This is a genomic window from Virgibacillus dakarensis (assembly GCF_900155625.1).
GTDB classification, from domain to species: Bacteria; Bacillota; Bacilli; order Bacillales; family Amphibacillaceae; genus Lentibacillus_C; species Lentibacillus_C populi.
On record NZ_LT732554.1, the window covers coordinates 1537209 to 1557776 of the forward strand.

General features: G+C 38.9%; 17 protein-coding genes. All 17 read left to right on the forward strand.

Annotation, left to right across the window (positions count from 1 at the left end):
* Window positions 1-16 precede the first annotated feature (16 nt).
* The 17 genes from nagA (at window position 17) to CZ382_RS17195 (ending at window position 20416) form a co-directional block, all read left to right on the forward strand.
* Window positions 17-1165 carry an N-acetylglucosamine-6-phosphate deacetylase gene (gene nagA, locus CZ382_RS17115; RefSeq protein ID WP_088052411.1) on the forward strand — a complete coding sequence of 383 codons (1149 nt, stop codon included), beginning with the start codon at window positions 17-19 and terminating at the stop codon, window positions 1163-1165.
* 36 nt (window positions 1166-1201) lie between these two features.
* Complete coding sequence (pfkB, locus tag CZ382_RS17120) at window positions 1202-2134, forward strand: 1-phosphofructokinase (RefSeq protein ID WP_088053518.1); 933 nt, start codon at window positions 1202-1204, stop codon at window positions 2132-2134.
* A gap of 22 nt (window positions 2135-2156) precedes the next feature.
* Complete coding sequence (locus CZ382_RS17125) at window positions 2157-3143, forward strand: tagatose 1,6-diphosphate aldolase (RefSeq protein WP_088052412.1); 987 nt, start codon at window positions 2157-2159, stop codon at window positions 3141-3143.
* 221 nt (window positions 3144-3364) lie between these two features.
* Window positions 3365-3946 (forward strand): hypothetical protein, encoded by a 582-nt coding sequence (locus CZ382_RS17130; RefSeq protein WP_088052413.1) that lies wholly within the window; start codon window positions 3365-3367, stop codon window positions 3944-3946.
* Window positions 3947-4260: 314 nt separating this feature from the next.
* Window positions 4261-4968: an L-ribulose-5-phosphate 4-epimerase gene (gene araD / locus CZ382_RS17135; RefSeq protein WP_088053519.1), complete on the forward strand. Its 708-nt coding sequence runs from the start codon at window positions 4261-4263 to the stop codon at window positions 4966-4968.
* On the forward strand, window positions 4968-6659 hold the full coding sequence (locus CZ382_RS17140) for a ribulokinase (protein ID WP_088053520.1): 1692 nt from the start codon (window positions 4968-4970) through the stop codon (window positions 6657-6659). The genes araD and CZ382_RS17140 overlap by 1 nt, the downstream gene beginning before the upstream one ends.
* 24 nt (window positions 6660-6683) lie before the next feature.
* On the forward strand, window positions 6684-8168 hold the full coding sequence (gene araA, locus CZ382_RS17145; RefSeq protein ID WP_088052414.1) for an L-arabinose isomerase: 1485 nt from the start codon (window positions 6684-6686) through the stop codon (window positions 8166-8168).
* 128 nt (window positions 8169-8296) lie between these two features.
* On the forward strand, window positions 8297-9427 hold the full coding sequence (locus CZ382_RS17150) for a GntR family transcriptional regulator (RefSeq protein ID WP_088052415.1): 1131 nt from the start codon (window positions 8297-8299) through the stop codon (window positions 9425-9427).
* A gap of 278 nt (window positions 9428-9705) precedes the next feature.
* Window positions 9706-10785, forward strand: a complete 1080-nt coding sequence (gene chvE / locus CZ382_RS17155; RefSeq protein ID WP_327365727.1) for a multiple monosaccharide ABC transporter substrate-binding protein — start codon at window positions 9706-9708, stop codon at window positions 10783-10785.
* A 79-nt stretch (window positions 10786-10864) separates the two neighbouring features.
* On the forward strand, window positions 10865-12400 hold the full coding sequence (gene mmsA / locus CZ382_RS17160; protein WP_088052416.1) for a multiple monosaccharide ABC transporter ATP-binding protein: 1536 nt from the start codon (window positions 10865-10867) through the stop codon (window positions 12398-12400).
* Window positions 12401-12403: 3 nt separating this feature from the next.
* Window positions 12404-13564, forward strand: coding sequence for a multiple monosaccharide ABC transporter permease (gene mmsB / locus CZ382_RS17165; protein WP_268811329.1), 1161 nt, complete (start codon window positions 12404-12406; stop codon window positions 13562-13564).
* 262 nt (window positions 13565-13826) lie between these two features.
* On the forward strand, window positions 13827-14753 hold the full coding sequence (locus tag CZ382_RS17170; RefSeq protein WP_088052417.1) for an ArsR/SmtB family transcription factor: 927 nt from the start codon (window positions 13827-13829) through the stop codon (window positions 14751-14753).
* A 314-nt stretch (window positions 14754-15067) separates the two neighbouring features.
* A complete protein-coding gene (locus tag CZ382_RS17175; RefSeq protein WP_088052418.1) occupies window positions 15068-16330 on the forward strand; it encodes an extracellular solute-binding protein in 1263 nt (420 codons plus the stop codon).
* 116 nt (window positions 16331-16446) lie between these two features.
* A complete protein-coding gene (locus tag CZ382_RS17180) occupies window positions 16447-17367 on the forward strand; it encodes a carbohydrate ABC transporter permease (protein ID WP_088053523.1) in 921 nt (306 codons plus the stop codon).
* A gap of 18 nt (window positions 17368-17385) precedes the next feature.
* Entirely contained in the window at window positions 17386-18228 is an 843-nt protein-coding gene (locus CZ382_RS17185; RefSeq protein ID WP_088052419.1) for a carbohydrate ABC transporter permease, read from the forward strand.
* A gap of 15 nt (window positions 18229-18243) precedes the next feature.
* Complete coding sequence (locus CZ382_RS17190; RefSeq protein ID WP_088052420.1) at window positions 18244-18651, forward strand: hypothetical protein; 408 nt, start codon at window positions 18244-18246, stop codon at window positions 18649-18651.
* Between the two features lie 25 nt (window positions 18652-18676).
* Complete coding sequence (locus CZ382_RS17195) at window positions 18677-20416, forward strand: glycoside hydrolase family 2 protein (RefSeq protein WP_088052421.1); 1740 nt, start codon at window positions 18677-18679, stop codon at window positions 20414-20416.
* Window positions 20417-20568 lie beyond the last annotated feature (152 nt).

Sequence of the window (20568 nt, forward strand, 5' to 3'; positions counted from 1 at the left end):
AAGGAAGCATAAAACAATGAACTTTTACATCAAAGCAGACCGATTTCTACTTGATAATAAAGAGGTCAATGATCAATATTTAGAAGTGTGTAACGGACGGTTTGGATCATTTGTTGATACGGTTTCAACGGGTGATAAAGTAGTTGACTGGTCCGGCTATACGATTGCACCGGGCTTGTTCGACACCCATATTCACGGAATCAACGGGTACGACGTGATGGATGGGACAGAGGATGCTATCAAGGAAATTTCGAAAGCAATCCTGCGGTTAGGTGTAACCAGATTTCTGCCGACCACACTGACGTCAAGCAAAGCGGATTTGGACTTGGCGATTAAATCGGTAAGCCAAGCTGTTGCACAGGGACTGCCGGGTGCACAGTCGGAAGGGATTTTTCTGGAAGGTCCGTATTTCACGGAAAAACATAAAGGGGCACAAAATCCTGGGTATTTTCGTGATCCTAATTATACGGAATTTCAGCGTTGGCAAAGGCTTTCCGACGGGGCGATTGTCAAAATTGCTCTAGCACCGGAACGCGCTGGTGCGCTGGAGTTTATCCAGCAAGTTAGTAAGGAAGGCGTTTTAGCAAGTATTGCCCATACTGATGCCGACTATGATTGCTGTTGTGCTGCGGTTGATGCAGGGGCACGGAATTTTGTACATTTGTTTAATGGGATGTCAGGGCTGCATCATCGCGAGCCCGGTGTTGCAGGTGCGGCATTAACCGACTCCCGTGCGTTTGCTGAGCTGATTTGTGATGGGCACCATGTACATCCTGCTGTGGCAACGTTGGCGGCGCAAGTGAAGGGTGAAAAATTGCTGCTAATTACGGATTGTATGCTTGCTGGGTTAATGCCAGACGGGAATTATCATTTAGGTGAATTTCCGGTTGTGATGCAAGATGGTGTTGCCCGAACAGAATCCGGCTCCCTTGCCGGCAGTACGCTTAGGCTGATTGATGGTGTTCGTAATTTGCATCAATGGAGCAAACGTCCGTTATATGAAATTTGGCATCGTGGCTCCCTATCACCGGCTGCAAGTTTAGGGCGAGATATGGAGCTTGGCAGTATTGCAATTGGAAAGCTGGCAGACTATGTGGTGCTGGACGAAAACATGACCGTACAAGCAACAGCGGTTGAAGGTGAGATAAAGTATCAAAAAGCGTAATAAATGGAAGTTGTACTGGTTTGTGAGGTGACTGGAATGATTTTAACGATAACCCTTAATCCTTCTGTTGATATCAGTTATAAGCTCGATCATTTTTCCATTGACAATGTCAATCGGGTACGTGATGTATCAAAAACTGCGGGTGGTAAAGGGTTAAATGTGACTAGGGTATTAAAGCAACTTGGCGAAGAGGCTGCTGCAACAGGTTTTTTAGGCGGTAGCTTAGGGGACTTTATCCGTTCCGAGCTGAGTGATTTAGGGATTCATGACTATTTTATCGGGATTAAAGAGGAAACGCGAAACTGTATTGCCGTTATTCATGAAGGAAAACAGACGGAAATATTGGAAGCGGGTCCTACCGTTACGGAAAATGAGGCCGTGGAATTTTTGGACAGACTGGCAGAATACGTAAAAAAGGTGGACTTGGTTACTATTTCGGGGAGTTTACCAAAGGGCTTGGCGGATAATTTTTATAATAAAATCATGGAGATAGCGGGAAGTAAAAATACACCGGTTTTATTGGATACAAAGGGCGAGCTTTTGGGGAAAACACTCGAAGGTAAGGTCAAGCCATTTTTGATTAAGCCAAATCAGGATGAGCTGGCTGATTTATTGGGAGAGCAGCTGAATGATCAAAAGCGGATTATCGATGCATTAAGACTGCCGATATTTGCCGATGTGAATTGGGTTGTCGTTACAACCGGAGCTAAAGGTGCAATGATTAAACAAGGCAGTCATTTTTATCGGGCAATGGCACCTGAAATCAATGCCGTAAACCCTGTAGGATCCGGGGATTCGGTGATTGCCGGATTTGCTGCCGGGTTGAAACGCGGCCTGACGGATGAGGAATTGATCCGATTTGGACTAGCAATGGGCGTATTAAATGCAATGGAAGAAAAGACAGGACATATCAATACAGCAAAAATTGATTGGTGTATGAAACAAATAGAGGTAGAAGAGCTTTCATAATTTCAGGCAGGAGGACAAGCAGATGAACTTATCACCGGGAAAAAAACGCGGACTAGAACTAATTTCGAGTGACAATCATGTTATTTTAGCAACAGCAATGGATCAGCGGGGATCACTAGGGAAAATGATCCAATCGTTTAACGACTCGATTTCCTATGAACAAGGATTGAGCCAGTTCAAAGAGGGGGTCAGTGAAGTACTTGGCAATCAATCATCCTCCTTACTTCTCGATCCTGAATATGGATGGGATGCTGCAAAAAAATTAAATAAGGATATCGGTTTAATCATGGCGTATGAAAAGACAGGTTATGATGCTACGGAAAAGGGGCGCCTTCCGAATTTGGTCGATCACTATGCCGTTCAGGATTTAGTAAAAGCTGGTGCAAGTGCTATTAAACTGCTCGTTTATTACGATCATCAGGAAGAAGAGGAAATCAACAACATGAAAACGACACTGATTAAACGTGTCGGGGACGAATGTAAACAAAATGATGTTCTCTTCATATTAGAGCCTGTTTCCTACAGTGCCGAGGGTCTTGATTCGAAGGGTACTGAATTTGCCAAAAGGAAACCAGAAATTGTCGAATATTTTATGGAGGAATTTTCAAAGGATGAATACAGCATTGATGTCTTAAAGGTAGAAGTTCCGGTTTCCATTTTCCATATTGAAGGATATGAGCAATACGATAATTATCAGCCGGTTTTCAGTAAGGATGAAGCGGTGGAATTTTACCGTACTTGTTCAGAAAAAAGCAGCCTGCCATTTATCTATTTAAGCGGTGGCGTGACAAATGAACAATTTATTGAAACATTGCGTTTTGCCAAAGAGGCAGGTGCTAAATTTAGCGGCAGTCTTTGTGGACGGGCAATTTGGAAGGAAGGCGTGAAGCCGTTTGCGAAGGATGGCAAGGATGCGTATTATGAGTGGCTTGAAACGACAGGGGCGGCGAATCTACAGAGGGTGATGGATGCGATTAGGGAGAATGCGACGCCTTGGGATGAGTTGTAGGAATTAGATGAGTGAAAGGGGAAAGCTCCGGTTTGTGTGGCCGGGGCTTTTTATTGCATCATGTGCCTGAATGGTTTGACAGCTTGGAATTGATACGGCCCTTGAAACTTGTGCAATTCAGGCAAGCCGGGGATTAGCATTTGAGAAAAAATCCTTCAAATATCGACATTAGCAGTTCGGAAATATGTTATACTGGACGAAAGGAATAGGAGGTGAGTAGATTGGAAAAAGAAGATAAGATCATCGGTATGCTGGAGGCCATTACGGAAAGACTTGATAGTATGGATAAACGCTTTGACGGCATAGACGCACGGTTTGGCGAAGTGGATAAACGCTTTGACGGCATAGACGCACGGTTTGGCGAAGTGGATAAACGCTTTGACGGCATAGACGCACGGTTTGGCGAAGTGGATAAACGCTTTGACGGCATAGACGCACGGTTTGGCGAAGTGGATAAGCGCTTTGACGGCATGGACTCACGCTTTGGCGAAGTGGATAAGCGCTTTGACGGCATGGACTCACGCTTTAGTGAAGCGGACAAGCGAATGGAAGGATTTGAGCAAAAGCTGGAAATGCAAGGGGAAACGTTGAAAGAACATGGACAAATTTTGCGTGCTTTACGGACTGGACAAGAACACTTAAAAGCAGAAATTGATGGTATGAAGATTTCAAATGCAAAGGAATTCGGTTCGTTGAAAGAGGCGCTGGATGATCATTCCGTAAAATTGGAGCTTGTGCGAGAAGACACCTGGGCAAATAAAGTGGACATACATCGTATTAAGACAACAATGGGCATGAAATGACTACTAGATTACCTGCACATAAAACACTTCAATAAAATTTTTCCTCATATTATAGGGTGGACAGATGTTCATCCTTTTTTTATGGTTTAATTTTAAATTATCTTCCTTCTTGATGATACTACTGATTGGGTCAGTTTTGTGCTTAATTAAAAATTTGCTATTTCTACAAGGGGATTGAGATTTGGTATCCACTTTAAAATAAAAAATGTTAAAATAATTTCTTGTATTGATTGTACGTACGAATTATATTATTATAAAGATATGGTTGTTATCTTATACGTACAAGGTGCTTTTCGATGGAGGGTGGGGTAAGTATGCTAGAAGATTTAAAACAGGTTGTTCTTGAAGCAAATTTGGCATTACCGAAGCACAATCTAGTAACTTTTACTTGGGGTAATGTAAGCGGTGTCAGCAGAGAAGAAGAATTAATTGTTATTAAACCAAGTGGTGTTCCGTATGAAAAGCTTAAGCGGGACAATATGGTCGTTGTTGATTTTAATGGTGATGTGGTGGAAGGGGAATTAAATCCTTCATCAGACACGCCGACACATGTTGTATTGTACAAAAACTTCCCAAACATTGGCGGCGTTGTTCATACACATGCACCATGGTCGACAAGCTGGGCCCAGGCTGGGAAGGACCTGCCAGCGTTAGGCACAACCCATGCCGATTATTTTTACGGAACGATTCCATGTACAAGACCGATGAGCGACGAGGAAATTCTTGGAGCGTATGAACGGGAAACGGGTAATGTCATTGTGGAGACATTCAACCATATTAATCCCGTGGAGCTGCCAGGCGTGCTTGTACATAGTCATGCACCATTTTCGTGGGGGAAAGATCCAAACCAAGCGGTGCATAATGCCGTCGTGTTGGAAGAAGTTGCGAAAATGGCCATCCAGACCTATCAAATTAATCCTGATGTGCCATCGATTAATCAGGCTATTTTAGATAAACATTACCTCAGGAAACACGGTGCAGATGCATATTACGGTCAGAAGAAAAATGGGGTGAAAAAATGATGGGAGAGAAATATACCATTGGTGTGGACTATGGAACAGAATCAGGGCGGGCAGTTCTTGTTTCGCTAAAAGATGGCAGGGAGATTGCCGACCATGTGACACCATATCCGCATGGGGTGATCGATGACATGCTGCCGAATTCATCTATAAAACTGGAGCATGAGTGGGCGTTGCAGCATCCGACCGATTATCTGGAGGTTTTGAAACAATCGATTCCAGCTGTAATGAAAGCCTCTGGGATCAATTCGGAAGATGTTATTGGCCTGGGAATTGATTTCACGGCATGTACAATGCTGCCAATCGATCCACAAGGTAATCCGCTTTGTTTTAATGAAGAATTGAAAAACAATCCGCACAGTTGGGTGAAGCTGTGGAAGCATCATGCAGCCCAGGATGAAGCGAATCAAATTAATCAAATTGCTGAAACCAGAGGCGAGGAATTTTTACCACGGTATGGTGGGAAAATTTCATCGGAATGGATGATCGCAAAAATATGGCAAATCCTAGACGAGGCCCCGGAAATTTACGAGCAAACCGATCAGTTTGTTGAAGCAACGGACTGGGTGATCTCAGTTCTTACAGATAATTTATTGCGCAATAGCTGTACGGCAGGTTATAAAGCAATTTGGCATAAACAGGATGGATATCCAGGCAAAGCGTTTTTTCATGATCTTGATCCAAGGCTGACAGACTTAGCTGAAACAAAACTGCGCGGTGATGTGGTACCACTAGGGACTAATGCAGGTGGGTTAACGGAAAAAATGGCAGCGCTAACAGGTTTGCCACAAGGAACTGCTGTTGCTGTTGGGAATGTCGATGCACATGCTTCGGTTCCAGCAGTTGGTGTGGTAACCCCTGGGAAAATGGTGATGGCGATGGGGACGTCCATTTGTCATATGTTATTAGGAACCGATGAGAAACAAGTAGAAGGTATGTGCGGTGTTGTCGAGGATGGAATTATTCCAGGGCTTTATGGATATGAAGCAGGGCAATCAGCAGTCGGGGATATTTTCGCCTGGTATGTCAATCAGGGGGTACCAGCATATGTACATGATGCTGCAGAAGAGGAAGGAGTCAGCGTTCACCAATGGCTGGAGCAAAAGGCGGCATATTATATGCCTGGCGAAACAGGATTATTGGCGCTGGATTGGTGGAATGGAAACCGATCCGTACTGGTTGATACGGAACTAAGTGGGTTACTAATTGGTGCGACATTGCAAACCAAACCTGAGGAGATTTATCGCGCGCTACTTGAAGCAACAGCATTTGGTACCAGAAAAATTGTCGATGCATTCCACGAAAATAGTGTGCCTGTTGACGAATTGTATGCTTGTGGCGGTCTGCCGCAGAAAAATAAATTATTGATGCAAATTTATGCCGATGTGACGAACCGGACAATTAAAATTGCGGATTCCAAGCAAACCCCGGCATTGGGTGCGGCCATGTTCGCTGCAGTTGCAGCCGGAGCAAGAAATGGCGGTTACGATACGATTTTAGAAGCAGCGGAAAAGATGGCGCGAATCAAGGATGAAATTATTACCCCAATTCCGGAAAATGTAGCAGTCTATGAAAAAATCTACCAGGAATATTCGAAGCTACATGATTATTTTGGGCGCGGTGAAAATAATGTCATGAAGCGGTTGATGGCACTAAGAACGGTTACCGATAATCCAGTGAATCTAGTAAACTAGTCAAAGAAAATGGGAGGAAATTAAATGCTAACAATTAAACCTTATGAATTTTGGTTCGTCACCGGAAGCCAGCATCTATACGGAGACGATGCACTTAAGGAAGTAGATGATCATTCCAAAGTGATTACGGAAAACTTAAATGAAAATGGTAACTTGCCATTTTCCATCACTTTCAAAAAAGTACTTACAAACGCTAACGCTATTCATTCCTTAATGCTTGAAGCAAATCGTGATGAAAAATGCGCTGGGGTTATTACGTGGATGCATACTTTTTCACCAGCAAAAATGTGGATCGCCGGACTAAAAGCGTTGCAGAAGCCGCTCATGCATTTGCATACACAGTTCAATCGTGATATTCCTTGGGATAAAATTGATATGGATTTCATGAATTTAAACCAATCCGCCCATGGGGATCGTGAATATGGATTTATCGGTACACGTTTGAACATTCCGCGCAAAGTAGTTGTCGGACATTGGGAAAATCCTGATGTTACCACGAAAATCGGGAGCTGGATGAAAACAGCAGTAGCCGTTATGGAAGGTACTAACATCAGGGTAGCCCGCTTTGGCGACAATATGCGAAACGTTGCGGTTACTGATGGGGATAAAGTGGAAGCACAAATTAAATTTGGCTGGACAGTTGATTATTACGGCATAGGTGATTTGGTAGAGGAAATGTTAAAAGTATCCGATGAAGAAATTGAGGAGCTGTTTGAAGAATATAACAAGTTGTACGAACTGCCTGATGAAGCAAATGAGGCAGGACCAGTACGGGATTCCATTTTGGAACAAGCACGAATTGAGCTAGGCCTTAAAGCATTTTTGTCAGAGCGGGGGTATAATGCGTTTACGACAAATTTTGAGGATTTACATGGGATGAAACAATTGCCAGGATTAGCAGCCCAGCGGTTAATGGCAGAAGGTTATGGTTTTGCGGGTGAGGGCGATTGGCGTACGGCAGCATTACTACGAATGATGAAGGTTATTTCCGGTAACAACGGGACATCCTTTATGGAGGATTATACGTACCACTTAGAGCCCGGCAATGAAATGATCTTAGGATCGCACATGTTGGAAGTTTGTCCAACTGTTGCAGCAACGAAACCAAAAATAGTTGTCCAGCCACTTGGAATTGGCGGGAAAAGTGATCCAGCTCGATTGGTGTTTGATGGACGGGGCGGTAAAGCGGTTGTTGCTTCACTTATTGAACTAGGGGGAAGATATAGACTTGTTGTTAATGAAGTGCAGGGCGAACAGGCAACCAAAGCGACACCACATTTGCCGGTTGCGAAAGTTCTATGGAAGCCTAAGCCTTCATTAAGCGAAGCAACCGAATCGTGGATTTACGCAGGTGGAGCGCACCATACAGTTTTTTCATTTGATGTAACGATAGAGCAATTATATGATTTTGCCGATATGACAAATATTGAGTGCATCGTGATTGACAAGGATACCAAATCAAGGAATCTTCGGAATGAATTAAAATTAAGTAAGGCCGTTTGGAATTAATTTTTTATTATGCAGGGCTGTGCTATATAGCTCTGCATTAAATTTTGGAAATAGGTAAATGTGTATTTTTATGTTAAGCTTAACTTATACGAATGAGTATAAGTGTATAAACGAGCTGAGGTGCATTTATGGAAACGAAATATAACATTGTTAAGCAGGCAATTAAATCAAAAATAATGGACGGGACATATACGTCAAATCAAAAAATTAGTTCAGAAAGTGAGCTGATGAAGGAGTTTGGGGTTAGCCGTCATACGGTTCGTCTCGCAATTGGTGATTTAGTAACACAGGGCTGGCTATATCGTGAACAAGGATCAGGGACGTTTTGTGCAGACAGGTCAACTGCAAATGATGGTCAGAATGTGAGTAGTCAAAAGAATATAGCGATTGTTACGACCTATATTTCCGATTATATTTTCCCTTCAATTATAAGAGGAGCTGAGTCGAAGTTAAGCGAGGAAGGATATCAAGTGAGTATTTTCAGTACGGATAATGATCATGAGAAGGAGCGGCAAATCCTGGAGAAAATACTTGTCCATAAATTTGATGGCGTCATTGTGGAACCGACGAAAAGTGCCTATTCCAATCCCAATATCAAATATTATTTAAATCTCGAACGCTTGTCCATACCATACATTATGATTAATGCTTATTACGATGAATTAGAGCCGATAAGCATTGTCATGGATGATGAACAGGGTGGATTTATGCAGACGGAGCATTTGATTAAATTGGGGCATCAAGAGATTATTGGGTGTTTTAAAACCGATGATCTGCAAGGAACCAAGCGGATGAAGGGATTTTTAAAGGCTCATAGGAAGTACGGAATATCGTTAAACCCTAAAAATATCATCACATATGATACGAAAGGCAAGCATACGAAGCCGGTTGAAGAATTGACGAAAATGCTTGCATCCAGAACAAATTCTGTAACAGGAATCGTATGCTATAATGATGAGCTTGTTATTAAGGTGCTGAATGTATTACGTGAAAAGAAAATTAATGTTCCAGGCGATATATCTATTGTTGGTTATGATAATTCCGTGTTAACTGATGTGTCTGAAGTGAAATTAACGTCGATTGATCATCCCAAAAGTACAATGGGCAGGGATGCTGCTAGTACAATTATTGACTTGATTAAATTGAAATCGCATCATAAAAGTAATGGCTCACTGCCTGTTGAATCGGTTATCTATAAGCCGGAACTGATGATCAGAAATTCGACAATGGATGTAAATCATGAGAAAATTACCTCTTAAAGGCAGGGCATCTCGTTTTCGTACGAGATGTTTTTTGTTTATTAAGAAAGATTTTTAGAAATCTTGTTGCCAAATAGCACTTTATATTTTATAATAAATGTACGTACAAGATGGGTGATAACTGTTCCTATATTGTACGAACGATTTAGGTGATAGCTAGAATTTGTGTGTAGTTAGATATAATATACATAGTTTGCTTATTTTATGGGTTTTGTGTAAGCGCTATCTAATGCTTTCTGACTATGCAGCTTATTAAATTGAGAAAAGGGGGAACCAAAGTGAAGAAGATCAGTTGGGTATTGCTAATGTTTGTTCTGGTAATTGCCATGGTGGGTTGTAGCAACAGCACTGGTGGAGAAGATGGAGGTGACAAGAAGACGGTTGGTATTGCCATGCCTACAAAATCATCTGAGCGTTGGGTTAAAGACGGAGAAAATATGAAAAAGGAATTTGAGAATTTAGGTTACACGGTAGATCTGCAATATGCGGAGGATGTTGTTGAAAATCAATTGTCACAAATTGAAAACATGATTACAAAGGGTGTTGACATTCTTGTTATAGCATCCATAGATGGGGAAGCTCTTACCGATGTGTTGGAACAAGCAAAGAATCAAGATATTCCAGTAATTGCATACGACCGTTTAATAATGAATAGTGATCATGTAAGCTATTACGCAACATTTGATAACTTTCAGGTAGGTGTTCTTCAGGGTGAATATATTGAAGAGAAGTTGGGATTAAAGGAAGGGAAGGGTCCATTTAATATTGAATTATTTGCAGGATCACCTGATGACAATAATGCATATTTCTTCTGGGATGGTGCCATGTCAATACTGCAGCCATACATTGATGAAGGGAAGTTGGTCGTGCAGAGTGGACAGACCAGTTTTGAGCAAGGTGCAACGCTGCGCTGGGACGGATCAAAAGCACAGGAAAGAATGGACAACTTGTTAAGCGCCCATTATTCCAGTGAAAATATAGACGTTGTATATTCACCATTCGATGGCATTAGCCGGGGAGTTATTTCTTCATTAAAGGCAGTTGGATACGGTTCGGATAATAAGCCAATGCCGATTGTCACAGGACAGGATGCGGAGTTATCTTCCATCAAATCAATAATAGCTGGTGAACAAACCCAAACAATTTTTAAAGATACCAGAGAATTGGCCAAACAGGCCGTAAACATGGCTGACTCCGTACTTAAAGGGGAAGAACCCGAAGTTAATGATACGGAGACATATGATAATGGAGAAAAGGTGGTTCCTTCTTACTTACTGGCACCTATCTCAGTAGATATCGACAATTATAAAGAGGTTTTGGTAGACACGGATTACTATACGGAAGACCAATTAAAATAAAAATACTCGGTGATTTAGCATGTGCAGTGTGCATTGCTAAATCACCGAACTTACTCCATACACAAAGGGTGTGATTAACATGGCTGAATCCATATTGGAAATGAAGGGGATAACCAAGACGTTTCCAGGTGTTAAGGCGTTGGATAATGTGAATTTAAGTGTTAAACCTGGCGAGATTCACGCTCTGATAGGGGAGAATGGGGCTGGCAAATCTACATTAATGAAAGTTTTAAGTGGTGTCCATCCATATGGAACGTATGAAGGCGATATCTTATTTCAGGATACCATATGTAACTTTAAGAACATTAATGAAAGTGAAGAACGCGGTATAGTGATTATCCATCAAGAATTGGCACTAATACCTGAATTATCGATAGCTGAAAACATATTTCTTGGTAATGAACAAGCTGTTAAGGGCGTTATTAATTGGAATGAAACAATAATTGAAACAAGAAAGCTATTAAAAAAAGTGGGGTTAAAAGTAGATCCACAAGAACTGATTAAAAATATTGGGGTAGGTCAGCAACAGTTAGTTGAAATTGCGAAGGCACTTTCAAAAAAAGTAAAATTATTAATTCTCGATGAACCGACTGCAGCGTTAAATGAAGATGATAGTGAAAATCTTCTAAATCTCCTCTTGGAATTCAAAAAACAAGGTATGACATCCATTTTAATTTCGCATAAATTAAAGGAACTATTCAAGGTGTCAGATAGTATAACCGTTTTACGGGATGGACAAACAATTCAAACCTATCATTTGAATGAAAACCAAATTACAGAAAATAAAATAATTAAGGATATGGTTGGGAGAGATTTAACAAATTTATTTCCGGAACGTAACCATGAAATTGAAGATAAAGCCGTTTTTGAAATTAAAAATTGGTCAGCCTTTCACCCGATCGATTCAGGAAGAAAAATATTGGATGATGTTAATTTATATGTTAAAAAAGGCGAAATAATTGGGATCGCAGGGCTAATGGGCGCCGGACGGACAGAACTCGCAATGAGCGTTTTTGGGAAATCCTATGGTAAAAAAATATCAGGCCAACTGTATAAGGATGGAAAAGAAGTAAGATTTAAAAATGTAAATGATGCAATTAAACATGGTGTAGCATATGTATCCGAGAATCGGAAGGAATACGGGTTAATTTTAATCGATAGTGTTAAAGATAACATCACGCTTGCAAACTTAAAAAAAGTTTCAAGCAAAAATGTGCTTCAAAAAGGTAGAGAAATTGGTGAGGCAGAATCTATTAAATCAAAAATAAACATTAAAACTCCTACCATTCAACAAAAAGTTTTGAATTTAAGCGGTGGAAATCAACAAAAAGTTGTTCTGGGGAAATGGATATTTACGGATCCGGATGTATTAATCCTTGATGAGCCCACAAGAGGGATAGATGTAGGAGCGAAATTCGAAATATATAAGATCATCAATGAGCTTGCCGAATCCGGGAAGAGCATTATTATGATTTCATCTGAGTTGCCTGAATTGATCGGGATGTGTGATCGGATTTATACACTAAATGAAGGAAAAATAACAGGTGATTTTGAAAAAGATAGAGTAGATCAGGAAAAGTTAATGACGTATATGACACACAGTTGGAGGTCTTAAAAAGTGGATGGAATAAAAAATCTAATTAATAGTAATGTAAGAAGATTTGGGATGATTATTGCTTTGGTGGGCATTGCAATTTTGTTTCAATTTTTAACTAATGGCATTCTATTAACACCGTTGAATATCACAAATATTATTATGCAAAATAGTTATGTTATCGTACTGGCAATTGGTATGATGTTAATTATTATAACTGGTGAAATTGATCTTTCGGTTGGATCAGTTGCGGCATTTATCGGGGCTGTATCCGGGGTGTTATTAGTATCGTGGGATTTGCCAGTTTTCGCTGGAATCTTGTTATGCCTGGTTTTTGGTGCAATTATTGGTGCGTGGCAAGGTTTTTGGGTTGCTTACGTTAATATTCCTTCATTTATTGTAACACTAGCAGGCATGTTGATTTTCAGGGGATTGACTTTAGTCGTTTTGCAAGGTCAAACGATCGCGCCGTTTCCTGACAGTTTTCGAAGCCTAAGTTCCGCCTTCCTACCAGATATTTTTGGTGGAGAAGGAGAGATTCAACTATTTACGATAGTCGTAGGAATAGTATTATCAATTATATATATCATTAATGAATTGAGGATACGAAGAACGGATCTAAAGTATAACTTTAAAACGACAACGCTTCCTTTATTCATTGTCAAACTTATTCTTTTTACAGCTGTTATTAATGTGTTTACATATGTACTGGCACAGTATGAAGGTATTCCTTATGTTTTAATCATATTATTGGTATTAATTATCGGATACACATTTGTTATGAATAAAACGGTTACAGGAAGACATATTTATGCCGTCGGTGGTAATGTAAATGCAGCACAATTATCTGGTGTTAAAACAAAGAAAATGAAGTTTTGGGTATTTGTGAATATGGGTGTTCTAGCTGCACTCAGTGGTATGATATTTGCTGGGAGATTGAATGCTGCTACACCTCAAGCCGGTAATTTATTTGAACTGGATGCAATTGCTGCAGCGGTTATTGGTGGTGCTTCCTTCACTGGGGGTGTTGGGACAGTGTTTGGAGCGGTAATCGGTGCACTAGTCATGGGAGTATTGAATAATGGAATGTCCTTGATGGGGATTGGGATAGACTGGCAACAAGCGATTAAAGGGTTGGTGTTGCTTGCCGCTGTGGCCTTTGATGTTTTAAACAAGAATAAGTAGGATTTTTTAATAGAAAAAATATAAAGAATAATACTAAATTGTATGGAAAGCCCCTGGTCTAAAAACCAAGGCTTTTTTGTTGTGTCTCCGACATGGGGGCGACCGTCATGTCTGAAGGAAGTCGGCGGCAAATTTCTGCCAAAGGTATTACAGAATTAACTTACGAGATTCATCCAATATAATTAAAAAAGATGGATATTTATCACTTTTTTGTTTATATTAGATTAATGAGTAAAAGGAATGATTATAGGGAGGAATAACTGTGCTGGAGTTATCAATAAATAAATTAAAAGAGTTACAGAAGGTTGCCCATGCGTTGTCATCCGATGAACGGTTAAACATTATTAGTCTATTAAATACAGGTAATATGAACATACACCAATTAGCCACTACTTTGAAGATACCTGTATCAACCGCCGCATCCCATGTTAAAGTATTGGAGGAATCGGGTCTTATTTTGACAGAGCTGCGGCCGGCAAGCAGAGGAGCAATGAAGGTTTGTACACGAAATTTTGATGATATCCATATTCAACTAAAAGCAAGTCCAAGTCAGAACAGTGACAAGAAGGTATTTGCTTTAGAGATGCCAATTGGGCAATATGTTGACTTTGATGTCGCTCCTACTTGTGGAATGGCAGATCAAGAAAATTTTCTGATCCCGGAGGATGAACCAGTTCACTTTTTCAACCCAGTACGTTCTCGCGCCCAGATAATTTGGACAAGAAAAGGTTTTTTTGAATATAAATTCCCGCTTATTGTTCCTCCTGAGACAAACGTTAGCAAAGTAGAGTTTTCGGTTGAAATCTGTTCGGAAGCCCCAAATCATGATCATAATTGGCCATCTGATATTACGATATGGGTTAATGGAATTGAAATAGGAACATGGACAAGCCCTGGAGATTTCGGTGACCGTCCAGGAAAACTAAACCCGGAATATTGGGCAGAGTCAACTAGTACACAGTACGGGACGTTAAAGACATGGAAAGTAACGAACAAGGAAACTACTATCGATGACGTTCATCTTTCTAACGTTACAGTAGATGACTTAAATATTTTAGATAGAAATTATTTATCATTGCGGATTGGGATTAAGGAAGATGCCATCCATAAAGGTGGAATCAATCTCTTTGGTAAAAAATTTGGAGACCACGAACAGGATATTAAACTTAGAGTAGAATTTTCCAAATAGAGTATAGAGTAGTACATTGATAAAAAAAAGCTATCCTTAGCGTATGGATAGCTTTTTTAATACAACAAAAAAACTGAAATAAATCATAAATTTTAAAAATAATATTGACAAACCTCTGCTGTAAGCGTATTCTTTAATAAAATAAACAAAAAAACAAATTTATTACATATATTTTGTATACTTAAAGAGTTCATTTATTAACTAATAAGTTAACTTAATTCATTTACGTTAAGGGGGGATATAATCCTTATTAACAGTTAACAGTTAACAGTTTTAGTAAGTTGATGAAAAAATTAAATTAGGGGGCAGTAAAAATGAGAAAACTAGGTCTATTATTTATGGCAATGATTCTTGTTGCCGTATTATCCGCCTGTGGCAGTGATTCTTCCGGTTCAAGTTCTGGTTCAAGTAAAGAAATTGTCTTTTGGAATCCATTCACAGGACCGGATGGTGAAAATATGAAAAAAATGGTAGATGAATATAACAAATCAGATCCAGAATATAAAATAAAAAATATTTCCCTAAAAGAGGGAGATATGTATACAAAAATTCAGACGGTAGTTAATTCTGGGGAAAATATTCCGGATTTGATGATTGTTCATGCAGAACGTATTAAACAGTATGTAGATAATGAGATGTTAACTAGTTATGATGATTATTTAAGTGATTACCCAGAAATAAAAGAAGAAAATTATATGCCAGAAGCATGGAAAATTGGAGATTTAGATGGATCTAGATACAGTATTCCTCTTGATATCCATTCATTCGTAATGTATTACAACAAAGATCTAGTAGAAAAATATGCTCCAGGGGCACTTGACGATAATATTGTTACGTTTGATGAACTTGAAGCTGCCGGGGAAAAATCACAGCAGGATAAGATTACTAGCTTAGGAGTTACGTGGGTTAAACCGAATTTTCTTTCCTTGTACGCACAAAATGTTGGGAAGTTAACGGAAAATGGTATAGACCCAACCATTGATAACGATCAAGCAAAAGCAACATTCCAAAAATGGATTGATTTATATGAGTCACAGGTTACAAACAAAGATGGGGAAGACCCTGCGCAATTATTCCTTCAAGAGAAATTAATCTTCTATCCTGAAGGAATCTGGATGAATAATAGTTTAAAAGATGCAAAATTCGAATATGGATTAACCAATGCACCACAACTTACGGATGATAAGAGCAAAATGGTCAATTGGTCTTCATCCCATCAATTTGTTATGTTTAACAGTAAAGATCGTTCGGATGAGAAAGCTAAGGGTGTTGTAGCTTTTATAGATTGGATTCGTGACAACTCACTAGAATGGGCAAAAGCAGGACAAAACCCAGCTTCACTTAAAATTCTTGATGATCCAGAATATCAAAAAATGGCTCAATCATTCTTATTGAAAGATCTTGAAGTACAAGCTTCACTGAAGATCTTTGACTATAAATACAATGGGTATGTTTCAGAAGAGCTGGATGCAAAGGGTCTTGATATTATATTTGGAAAAATTCCTGTCGATAAAGGACTTGCTGATATTCAAAAAACACTAGAAGATAAAATAGCTAAGGATGCTTCAAATAAATAGAAAGCGAAGAATTAAACGTAAAGCAATGGAAGCTGTTTCTATAAAAATAAACTAGAATGCAGCTTCCATGAAATAATTATTCTGGAGGGGTAGCAGTGGAAGTACCTGTGAAGTCTATGGAGCCACAGCCACAGCCAAAGCCAAAGACGAAGATAAAACCGTCCAATAGAAAGTCTGTGAATTGGACTCCTTGGGTTTTTATTACACCACATTTGTTGATCTTTAGTGTTTTTTTTCTAGTGCCGATTATTTATGGGATTTACATTTCTTTTACTAGTTGGGATTTGATTGGGAAAGCAGATTTTGTCGGATTAGCGAATTACAAGGAGATCTTGTTCCAAAAGGATTCATCCTTTTATACACAATTCCAAAACGGATTTAAAAATACATTCATTTTTGTCATTTTATCTGTTCCTAGTTGTATAATCGTACCGCTATTGCTGGCTAGTGCTTTAAATGCCAAACCAAGATTTCATAAGTTCTATCAATCTATTTTTTACATGCCAACTTTATTTTCTATTTCCGCTGTCGTGATTATCTGGACCTTAATGTTTAATGTGAATCAAGGACCTATCAATAATTTCCTGGGTGAATCAATTCTTTGGACTAGTACTCAGCCATATGCCTGGGCAGCTATTGTGATTTTAACAGTGTGGTGGTGCATTGGCGGCAACATGATTATTTACCAAGCCGCTTTGAATGGTGTACCTAGAGATCTTTATGAGGCTGCATCCATAGATGGAGCTAACGCTGTTCAAAAGTTCTTTAAAATTACACTTCCAAGCATTCGTGGGCCAATACTTTATACAGTAGTTATTACAACCATTGCTCAATTTAATGTATATGGTCAGCCTTTGATGCTTACGGGAGGAGGTCCAGCTGACTCTACACGAGTTTTGTTAATGGATATTCAACAGAATGCCTTTGGATCTGGTCAACCGATTGCGGGTATCGCATCAGCCATGGCCATTATCCTTGGTCTATGTATCATGGTTGTAACGTTTATTCAATTTCTCTTTTTACGGAACAAAGAATAGATGTGGGGTGAAGAATGAATGAAATCTAAACTACTGTCTTTTCCTAAATTAGTAGCTTTTTTATTTCTGCTATTAATGGCAATTATATGGGTTATCCCGTTAGTATGGGGTCTAGTAACATCATTTAAGGATGATATGGAATTTCAGACGATGGGTTTTAAATTTTTGCCCGTTGAATGGGTAACCACTAACTACACTTCACTTTTAGTAGATAACTATAGTACACCATTGTTACAATGGTTCTTTAATTCATTAATTATATCTGTTGTTCATACGCTATTAGTTTTAGTCGTAGTCTCTTTAGCTGCATTCGCTTACGGTCGATTACGTTTTAAAGGCCGTAATATTATTTTTATGTTTTTAATGGCTACAATGATGTTTCCAGCTGTTGTTAACTTAGTCCCTTTGTATAAAATTGTTGATACGCTTGGCTGGGTTAATTCTTATTGGGCAGCAATTGTTCCCGGGGCTGCTGGGGTTTTTAATATTTTCCTGGTAAGGCAATTTTTGGCGAATATTCCGCTCGAATATGATGAGGCGGCAAAAGTAGACGGTGCCGGGGATTTTCAAATATTTTTTAAAGTTGTCTTGCCACAACTAAAACCTATTTTAATGGTTGTTGCCTTATTCAGTTTTACAGGTTCGTGGAATGACTTTCTATGGCCATCCATTGTTTTCAACGATATTGAAAAAATGCCGATAACTGCAGGACTTCAGTTATTACAAGGAATGTACATATCACAACCGACTATACTCATGGCTGGAGCTGTAATAGCTATTATTCCGACGTTTATTATATATTTATTCGCACAAAAGTATTTTATACAATCAATGTCGCTTTCTGCTGGTATAAAAGGTTAAAAAGGAGCTGTGAGAATGTCTAATAAAATGGAAAAAACTTTAGTTTATATTGCATCTGGCTGGCAGCTATTAGATGGACTCATAACTATCTTTATTTATGGACCTTATATAAGGCAAAAAGGGTCACATACTGCTGAATTATCTTTTGTGGAAAGAGAAGGGTTAAACTCTCTCTTAGGGAGTATTTATAGCGTTGCTTCTATCTTCGGGATTTTACTCATTTTACTAGGTTTAATAACTATTTATCTAACAAGGACCTATTTAAAAAAAGGCATAGTACCTAAGAAGGTTCCCATTTGGTTTCTGATATGTGGTATATTTTCATATTTTACGATGGATATAATCAGTTTAATTCTGTATATGGGAGCTGGAATTATTATACTTGCGAAAAATCGCTCATTAAAAATTCATGAAAAGTTTTAAATGATCAACCTAAGGAGGAAACAAAATGAAAGAATTACATCCAAGACCACAGTTTACCCGAAATGATTGGGAGTCACTTGATGGTGAGTGGCAATTTGCATTCGATGATAAAAATATTGGGGAAGTGAATGATTGGTCAAATGGTATTCCGAAAGATAAAACTATTCAAGTTCCATTTAGCTATGAAACAAAAAAGAGTGGTATAAAGGATCCTTCACATCACCCAGTTGTCTGGTATGAACGCACAATTAACATGGCGCACGATAAAAATGTATTGCTTCATTTTGAAGGAGCGGATTATGATACAACACTATGGGTTAATGGATTAAAAGTAGGGAATCATCAAGGAGCTTATACTGCTTTTGTATTTGATATTACCAACTATGTACATCAAGGTGAAAATCAAATAGTTGTTAAAGTGGAGGATTCGATCGATTGTGCCCAACCGCGTGGCAAACAAAGATGGTTAAAAGATAACTTTGGTTGTTGGTATGTGCAAACGACTGGTATATGGAAAACCGTCTGGCTGGAATATGTTTCACCAATACATATGGACTATGTGAAAATGACACCTGCGTATGATAAAGGAGAAATTGCCGTTGAATTGTACACGAATAAATTGCATTCTGATGCAAATATTACGGCCAGTGCTGAGATTACTTTTGAAGGAAAAGTAATTAATAAGGTAATGGTAAATGTAATCGATGGAATAGCAAAGTTTTCAGCAAGTGTTATTGAGAAAGGTAATCCTTGGAGTATGAAGAGCTGGAGTCCAGATACTCCAAATTTATACGATATCCAATTTGAGTTATTTCAAGATGGTAATTCAGTAGATCTGGTTAATTCATATTTTGGAATGCGCAAAATTTCGATTGAAGGTAGGAAAATACTTTTAAATAATCGAGAATTATACCAACGCCTAATATTAGATCAAGGCTATTGGGAGGAAAGTGATTTAACCCCACCATCAGTAGAAGCACTTGAAACAGATATTGATAAGATAATTGAAATGGGTTACAACGGTGTCAGAAAGCATCAAAAGATTGAGGATAATCGTTTCCTCTATCTTTGTGATAAGAAAGGTTTACTGGTATGGTCAGAGGTTGGCGCAACGTATACATTCAATGATCAAGCTGTGTCTAATTTCACAAATGAATGGTTAGAAATAGTGAAACAAAATTACAATCATCCTTGTATCATTACATGGGTACCATTTAATGAATCCTGGGGGATAGGGGATGTCTTTGTTAGTGATGCACAGCAAAAGTTTACGGAAGGTATCTATTATTTAACAAAAACATTTGATTCCATGCGACCAGTTGTAACAAATGACGGTTGGGAGCATACCATTTCAGATATTATCACGCTCCATGATTATGAAGAATTTGGAGAGGAATTCAGGAAGCGTTACGAAAATGATGAAGAGTTGCTTTCAAATAACATCCAGCATAATAAGGAACGCTATCCATTTGCTAAAGGTTATGGCTATAAAGGACAACCTGTTATTATTTCTGAATTTGGCGGTATTGCGTTTGCTTCAGAAAGTGGCTGGGGTTACGGCAACCAGGTGAAAGATGAAGCGGCGTTTATAAAACGCTTTGACCGTATTCATCAAGCGATTCAGGATCTCGACTATGTATGTGGTTTCTGTTATACACAGGTAACAGATGTGCAACAAGAGATAAATGGATTACTTACCATAGATAGAAAAGCAAAAGTAGATGTAACAAAGATTCGTGAAATTAATGAAAGAAGAATAAAATAATATTCTTTTTGAATGAGTTTTAACGCTCTTAATAGGTAAGACACTAGGTGATACTGCTAGTTTCTTGCCTATTATTATATATTTTCAACATAAATATATTTAAAAGAAGAGGCTTATTCTGAATAAGCTAGTGTAAATGGAGGTAATTGAGG